Annotated in this window: 10 protein-coding genes; all 10 read left to right on the top strand. The window is 67.3% G+C overall.

Features of this window, described 5'->3' with window-relative positions; all coding sequences use genetic code 11:
* Positions 1–374: phage head closure protein (locus VFB18_RS10900; protein ID WP_324974858.1), on the top strand; the 374-nt coding region annotated here is incomplete at its 5' end.
* Positions 371–721, top strand: a complete 351-nt coding sequence (locus VFB18_RS10895) for a hypothetical protein (protein ID WP_324974855.1) — start codon at positions 371–373, stop codon at positions 719–721. The genes VFB18_RS10900 and VFB18_RS10895, both read left to right, overlap by 4 nt.
* A 97-nt stretch (positions 722–818) precedes the next feature.
* Positions 819–1,244 carry a DUF3168 domain-containing protein gene (locus VFB18_RS10890; protein WP_324974851.1) on the top strand — a complete coding sequence of 142 codons (426 nt, stop codon included), beginning with the start codon at positions 819–821 and terminating at the stop codon, positions 1,242–1,244.
* A gap of 69 nt (positions 1,245–1,313) precedes the next feature.
* Positions 1,314–1,778: a TerB family tellurite resistance protein gene (locus tag VFB18_RS10885; protein ID WP_324974848.1), complete on the top strand. Its 465-nt coding sequence runs from the start codon at positions 1,314–1,316 to the stop codon at positions 1,776–1,778.
* Between the two features lie 111 nt (positions 1,779–1,889).
* Positions 1,890–2,306 (top strand): phage major tail protein, TP901-1 family, encoded by a 417-nt coding sequence (locus tag VFB18_RS10880; protein WP_324974844.1) that lies wholly within the window; start codon positions 1,890–1,892, stop codon positions 2,304–2,306.
* 10 nt (positions 2,307–2,316) lie between these two features.
* Entirely contained in the window at positions 2,317–2,667 is a 351-nt protein-coding gene (locus VFB18_RS10875) for a gene transfer agent family protein (protein WP_324974841.1), read from the top strand.
* 5 nt (positions 2,668–2,672) lie between these two features.
* Positions 2,673–2,879: a rcc01693 family protein gene (locus tag VFB18_RS10870; protein ID WP_324974838.1), complete on the top strand. Its 207-nt coding sequence runs from the start codon at positions 2,673–2,675 to the stop codon at positions 2,877–2,879.
* Between the two features lie 10 nt (positions 2,880–2,889).
* Complete coding sequence (locus VFB18_RS10865; protein WP_324974834.1) at positions 2,890–3,444, top strand: phage tail tape measure protein; 555 nt, start codon at positions 2,890–2,892, stop codon at positions 3,442–3,444.
* A 109-nt stretch (positions 3,445–3,553) separates the two neighbouring features.
* Positions 3,554–4,189, top strand: coding sequence for a DUF2460 domain-containing protein (locus VFB18_RS10860; protein WP_324974832.1), 636 nt, complete (start codon positions 3,554–3,556; stop codon positions 4,187–4,189).
* Positions 4,186–4,548, top strand: a 363-nt coding sequence (locus tag VFB18_RS10855) for a DUF2163 domain-containing protein (RefSeq protein WP_324974830.1), incomplete at its 3' end; no start/stop codon positions are given. The genes VFB18_RS10860 and VFB18_RS10855, both read left to right, overlap by 4 nt.

Below are 4,548 nucleotides of genomic sequence, written 5' to 3'. Positions count from 1 at the left end.
ACCATGGTTGCGGCGCTGCTTTCTCCCTATCGGCGGGTGCGGCTGTGACCGAGTTCCTGCCGAGCGATCTGCGCCATCGCCTCACGCTCGAACAGCTCGATCGGGTGAGCGACGACGGCGGCGGATTCAGCGAGAGCTGGGTCGCGGTGGCGACGCTGTGGTGCGATGTGCGTCCGGTTGCGGGGTCGGAGGGGGTCGAAGCCGACCGGTTGGCCGGCCGCGTCAGCCACGAAATCGCGCTGCGCTACCGGCAGGGAGTTGTTCCCGCCATGCGCTTCAGGGACGGCGCGCGCGTGTTCCACATCGTGAGCGTCATCGACGTCGATGAGCGCAGGCGCTGGCTCAAATGTCTGTGCGAGGAGCGCGACCTATGACGGCGGTCGGGATTACCGGGCTTGAGGCGCTGCGCCGGCGGCTCGAGGCGGTGAGCGCGCCGGAGCCGTTCAAGGCAGTCTTGCGCGAGGAGGCGGAAGCCATTGCCGCCGAGGCGCTTCGCGCGACGCCGGGCGAGCTCGCCCAGAGCATCGTGGTCGAGGATGTGAGCCGCGGCGAAAGGCTCGGCTTCGCGGTCGGGACTCCCGACCCGGCCGGGCGCGCCGCGGAGCTCGGCACCCTATCGCGGCCGGCGACGCCCTGGCTCCGGCCTATCGTCGAGGCGCGTTTACCAAGCCTTAAGGACAAGCTCGGGAAAGTCGCATCGGCGCGTTTAAAGAGTCGCTGAGCGGTCGTGTTGTCGCGAAGGCGTGAAGGGCAGGGGGTTTGCAAGCCACCGCAGCGCTCCCATATCTCGGTTAACGCTTTCTTACGTGGAGGGTGCCATGTCGGAAGTTGCAAGCTGGGCGCTGCAGCGCGGGATCTACCAGGCGCTCGCCGGCTCGTCCGAACTCACCGCATTGCTGGGCGGCCCTCGCATCTACGACAAGGCGCCGCACGCCGCATCCTTCCCCTTCATCACGCTTGGCCAGAGCGTCATTCGCGACTGGAGCACCGGGACCGAGGCCGGCGCCGAGCATAACCTCACGCTTCATGTCTGGTCGCGCGCGGGCGGCAGGAAACAGGTGCACGACATCATCGCCGCGATCAAGACCGTGCTCCACGACCAGCCGCTCCTGCTTGCCGATCATTATCTGATCAATCTGCGCCACGAATTCTCCGAGGCGCGGCTCGATCCCGACGGCGACACGTTCCACGGCATCGTGCGCTACCGCGCCGTGACCGAACCCGATCACGCCGAAGCGGCTTAGCTTCGCACTCTCTTGCTTTAGCGGGCCTTTGCGTGCTTCCTCTCGAGCGTGTTCGAGGGAGGTATTCGTTTGTCTGTCTGGAGCAGTTTGAAGGGCGTTGTCGATCGCGTGCTCGGCGGCGAGGAGAGCGCGGGCAATCTGCGCGAGGAGGAGCTTAGGCTCGCCGCCGCGGCGCTGCTCGTTCATGCCTCGCAGATCGACGGTGAGGTCGATCCGGAAGAGCGCAAGACGCTCAAGGCGCTGCTCAAAGCGCGCTTCGCTCTCGGCGACGAGGAGCTTCGGAAAATTCTGAAGGAGGCCGAGGCCTGGGAGCACGACTCGGTCGATCTCTACGGTTTCACCAGCGTGCTCTGCCGCGAGCTCGACCAGGAGGGACGCCAACGCATGGTCGAGATGCTGTGGGAGATCGTGCTCGCCGACGGGGTGCTGCACGAGTTCGAATCGAACTTGGTGTGGCGCGCCTCCGAGCTGCTCGGGGTCTCGACCCATGACCGCGTGCGGTTGCGGAAGCTGGTCGAGAGTAGGGCCGGTTAGTTCGCTTCGGCTTTTCATCACCAATAAGCCCGGCCGTGACGCAGGGTGTGTGAATGGGCGGCCTGCCGGCCGCCCTTTTTTGTTTCTCGCTTTCCAACATGAGGACGAGCCATGACGGCGCAGAAGGGCAAGGACCTTCTTCTCAAGGTCGATGCGGACGGGGCAGGGACCTACACGACGGTCGCGGGGGTCAGGGCGCGGAGCCTCGCGTTCAACGCCGCGAGCGTCGACATCACCGACCAGGAATCGGCCGGGCGCTGGCGCGAGCTTCTGGAGGGCGCGGGGCTCAAGACCGCGCGCATTACCGGCAGCGGCATCTTCAAGGACGCGGCCTCCGACGAGACGCTCCGCTCCTATTTCTTCAACGGCACAATCAGGCCGTGGCGCGTCGTCGTCCCGGACTTCGGCACGGTCGAGGGACCGTTCCAGATCGCGGGCCTCGAATATGGCGGCCAGCACGACGGCGAGGTGACGTTCGATCTCAATCTCGAGTCGGCCGGCGCGCTCAGCTTCACCCCTGCGAGCTAGGGAGGAGATCATGGTGAACCGGCACAGGGGCGAAATCGAAGCGGTGCTCGACGGCAAGAGCTACCGGCTTTGCCTCACGCTCGGCGCGCTCGCCGAGCTCGAGCACGCCTTCGGCGAGGACGACATGCTCGCCATCGCCGAGCGCTTCGAGGCGGGGCGCATCGCCGCGCGCGACGCGATCAGGATGATCGGGGCCGGGCTGCGCGGCGCGGGTTACGACATCGCCGACGAGACGGTCGCCGCGATGCGGGTCGAGGGAGGCGCGGCCGGCTTCGTCGATATCGTGGCGCGGCTCTTGGCTGCAACCTTCACCGTGGGGAGCCGAAACGACCCTTTGGCGGAAGGCGCGCGCGCGGACTGAATGAAGTGGGCAGGGCGAGGGCAGAGCCGTTCCCGTGGAACGCAGCGATGGAGGCCGGGCTCGGAACGTTGCGGCTTGCGCCTTCGGCGTTCTGGGCAATGACCCCGCGCGAGCTCGAGGCGGCGCTTCGTGGCGCATTCGGGCGGGGTGCGGCCCGGCCCATGTCGCGCGCCGAGCTTGCCGCGCTGATGGCGCTCCACCCGGACATCTGAGGATGCAATCATGCCAGGGACGGACGACGGAATCATGGTCGGCATCGGCGCGGACATTGCGCCGTTCCGTACCGCGCTCAGTGACGCGAGCCGCTTGAGCGGCCGGTTTGCAAGCGACCTCACGCGCGCCTTCGAGGACGCGGCGATCAAGGGCCGGACGCTCTCGGACGTGCTGAAGCAGCTCGCGCTGTCGCTGTCGCGGCAGACGCTTCAAGCGGCGCTTTCGCCGATCACCTCGATCTTCGCAAGCGGCATCGGCGGGCTCCTGGGCGGCGTCTCTCCGGTCGTGCGGCATGCCCAAGGCGGCGTGATCGCTTCGCCGATCACCTTTCCCTTGACCGGGCAGAGGACGGGCTTGGCCGGCGAGGCTGGGCCCGAGGCGATCCTGCCGCTCGCGCGCGGGCCGGACGGGAGGCTCGGGGTCGCCGCCGCGGGCGGCCAGCCGCAGGCGATCAACGTCACGTTCAACGTGACGGCGCAAGACGCCGACAGTTTCCGCCGCTCGGAGGGGCAGATCGCGGCGATGCTGTCGCGCGTGGTCGGGCGCGGCCAGCGCAATCTGTAGATTCGGATGACCCGGCCGTGTGCCCGGGCACGAATTTCATCTGTAATGTTTTCAAATCGTGGATGGCCGGGACAAGCCCGGCCATGACGAAGAGAGGCTGGGCAAACCGATGGCATTTCACGAGGTGCGCTTTCCGCCCGGTATTTCGCTCGGGGCGACGGGGGGACCGGAGCGCCGCACCGAGATCGTGGTGGTGGGCTCGGGCGCCGAGGAGCGCAACAGCCGGTGGGCCGATTCCAAGCGCCGCTACAACGCCGGATACGGCGTCAAGAGCGCCGACGATCTTCATGCCGTGATCGCCTTCTTCGAGGAACGGCGCGGGCGCCTGCACGGGTTCCGCTGGAAGGACTGGTCGGACTACAAGTCTTGCGCGCCGTCCGCAACGCCATCGGCCACGGACCAGGCGATCGGAACGGGCGACGGCGCGACCGCCGCGTTTCAGCTCGCCAAGACCTACGGCTCAAGCTTCGCGCCGTGGACGCGGACGATCGGAAAGCCGGTGGCGGGGACGGTCGTGGTCGCGGTCGGCGGCGTCACCGCCAATCCTGCTGACTATGTCGTCGGCACCACGACCGGGGTGGTGACGTTCCTCGCAGGGCATATCCCGGGGAGCGGACAGGCGGTGACGGCGGGCTTCGAGTTCGACGTGCCGGTGCGCTTCGACACCGATCAGCTCGAGATCAATCTCGCCCACATCGCCGCGGGCTCGATTCCGCATATTCCGATCGTCGAGATCAGGCCATGAGAGTGCTGCCGGCGGGACTTCAGGATCACCTCGATTCGGGCGCGACCACGCTCTGCTGGTGCTGGCGCATCACCCGCAACGACGGGGTGCGGCTCGGCTTCACCGACCACGACCGCGACCTCGTGTTCGACGGCACGAGCTTCGAGGCCTCGACAGGATTTACCGGCACCGAGATCGCGGGCTCAGTCGGGCTCAACGTCGACACGCTCGACGTCGAGGGCGCGCTCAAGTCTGAGCGGCTGAACGAGAGGGATCTCGCCGCCGGCCTCTACGACAACGCGGTGATCGAGATCTACCGGGTGAACTGGGCGGAGCCCGCGCAGCGCGTGCTCATGCGCTACGGCAATCTCGGCGAGGTC

Source organism: Methyloceanibacter sp., from assembly GCF_035650995.1.
In the GTDB taxonomy this organism is placed as follows: Bacteria; Pseudomonadota; Alphaproteobacteria; order Rhizobiales; family Methyloligellaceae; genus Methyloceanibacter.
The sequence above is the reverse complement of the archived record's forward strand: the minus strand, read 5'-3'. Positions and strand labels throughout refer to the sequence as shown.

Bases quoted from the DNA above. Each gene is read 5' to 3' on its own strand.
- VFB18_RS10880 (WP_324974844.1), top strand. From the start codon at position 1,890: ATGACGGCGCAGAAGGGCAAGGACCTTCTTCTCAAGGTCGATGCGGAC.
- VFB18_RS10860 (WP_324974832.1), top strand. From the start codon at position 3,554: ATGGCATTTCACGAGGTGCGCTTTCCGCCCGGTATTTCGCTCGGGGCG.
- VFB18_RS10890 (WP_324974851.1), top strand. From the start codon at position 819: ATGTCGGAAGTTGCAAGCTGGGCGCTGCAGCGCGGGATCTACCAGGCG.
- VFB18_RS10895 (WP_324974855.1), top strand. From the start codon at position 371: ATGACGGCGGTCGGGATTACCGGGCTTGAGGCGCTGCGCCGGCGGCTC.
- VFB18_RS10865 (WP_324974834.1), top strand. From the start codon at position 2,890: ATGCCAGGGACGGACGACGGAATCATGGTCGGCATCGGCGCGGACATT.
- VFB18_RS10875 (WP_324974841.1), top strand. From the start codon at position 2,317: ATGGTGAACCGGCACAGGGGCGAAATCGAAGCGGTGCTCGACGGCAAG.